This window comes from Aeromicrobium sp. (assembly GCF_049586495.1).
Classification (GTDB): domain Bacteria; phylum Actinomycetota; class Actinomycetes; order Propionibacteriales; family Nocardioidaceae; genus Aeromicrobium.
On sequence record NZ_JBAVCB010000130.1, the window covers coordinates 1 to 1,707 of the forward strand.

The 1,707-nt window shown below is 69.3% G+C and carries 3 protein-coding genes; 1 reads left to right on the forward strand and 2 read right to left on the reverse strand.

Translation table 11 applies throughout. The annotated features are described in order from the left end of the window. Positions 1-661, reverse strand: a 661-nt coding sequence (locus tag WB508_RS06955) for a nitroreductase (RefSeq protein WP_423844156.1), incomplete at its 3' end; no start/stop codon positions are given. Continuing rightward, on the reverse strand, positions 658-1,413 hold the full coding sequence (locus WB508_RS06960) for an enoyl-CoA hydratase-related protein (protein WP_423844157.1): 756 nt from the start codon (positions 1,411-1,413) through the stop codon (positions 658-660). The genes WB508_RS06955 and WB508_RS06960, both read right to left, overlap by 4 nt. A 58-nt stretch (positions 1,414-1,471) precedes the next feature. Between WB508_RS06960 and WB508_RS06965 the strand changes: the two genes are divergently transcribed. After that, positions 1,472-1,707: SDR family NAD(P)-dependent oxidoreductase (locus WB508_RS06965; RefSeq protein WP_423844158.1), on the forward strand; the 236-nt coding region annotated here is incomplete at its 3' end.

Genomic DNA, 1,707 nt, shown 5'->3' on the forward strand with positions numbered 1-1,707 from the left:
CGAAGGTGACCGATTCGGAGATCGGGACGCGGTGCGACATGAACTGTGCCGAGGGGTGAACGGGGTCGGCGTGGCCGAACGCGATGCCGCACACGATCATCCGGTCGGCCGGAATGTCGAACCACTCATGCAGCAGGGGCGAGCGGCTGGCGACCGCCGCCTGCGCGCACGTCGCGAGACCCAGCGCCTCGGCGGCGAGCAGGAAGCTGTTGACGTAGAGGCCGCAGTCCACCGCTCCGTAGGTGCCGAGCTCGGCCGGGGTGGAGATGACCGCCAGATGCGGGGCGCCAAAGAACTCGAAGTTGCGCAGCATCTCGCGCGCTGAGGCGTCACGGTCTCCCTTGACCACGCCTACCGCTTCGTACAACTGCCAGCCGACCTCCCGCCGACGCTCGGAGTGGACACCGGTGTACGCGGCGGGGAACTCGATGTCCGATCCGAAGCCCTGGTCCGAGGTGCTGAGCGCCTCCGCGAGCCTGGACGTGGCTTCGCCGGAGGTGATCACGACCTGCCATGGCTGCGTGTTGCACCACGACGCGGTGTGCTGCGCCGCCGCGAGCAGTCGCTCGATGACGTCGCGCGGCACCTGCTGGTCGAGGAAGCCGCGGCAGGACCGACGGTCGGTCAGGATTCTCTCGAGCACCTCGATGGAGTCGCTCATCGGCCTTCGAACTTCGCCGGGCGCTTCTCGACGAAGGCCCGCCCGCCCTCGGTCGCATCGTGGGTCTCGAACAGCACTGCCTGACCCTCGGTCTCACGATCCAGCGTCTCGTCCAGCGTGGGGAGGGTGGAGGCATTGATCGCGGCCTTCATCCGCCCCAGCGCGAGGGTGGGTCCGGCTGCGAGGCGCTCGACGAGCGCTGCCACCTCGGCATCGAAGTCGACGTCCTCGACGACGGAGTGGATGAGGCCCGTGTCGGCCGCGTCGGCAGCGGGCAGGCGCTGTCCGAGCATCGCCATCTGCATGGCCCGAGCGCGGCCGATCGATGCAGCGACCAGCTCCGTCGCCCCGCCGTCGGGCATCAGACCGATGTTGACGAAGGCCAGCAAGAAGTAGGCCGAACGCCGCGCGACGACGAGATCGGCCGACAGTGCCAACGACGCGCTCGCTCCGGCGGCGAGACCATTGACCCCGGCCACGACCGGCAGGGGTGCGGAGGTGATGGCGCGCACCAGACGATTGATGCCCACCAGCGTGGCGGCGCCGTCAAAGTCCTCGCCGAGCGCAGCGCCGGCTCCGAAGGCCCGCCCCGAGCCGGTGATGAGCACACATCGCACGTCGCCGCCGGCGTCCTCGATCGCCGCAGCGGCGGCGTGCAGCATCTCGCCGGTCAGGCTGTTGAGCCGGTCCGGGGCATTCCAGCGAATCGTGAGGACGTGGTCGCGGGTCTCGATCAGCAGGTCATCGGTCACGCCACGACCATATCGGCAGATCTGTTGCCCACCCGCCGGTGCGGCTACGGTGGCGAGCATGACGCTCGCAGGAAAGACCATGATCATGTCCGGTGGTAGCCGCGGCATCGGTGAGGCCATCGCGATCCGTGCCGCAGCCGACGGTGCCAACATCGCGCTTCTGGCCAAGACGACCGAGCCACACCCCCTGCTGCCCGGCACGATCTACACCGCCGCCGAGGCGATAGAAGCCGCCGGTGGCCGCGCTCTCCCCCTGGTGGGCGACATCCGAGACGACGCCTTCGTGGCCGACGC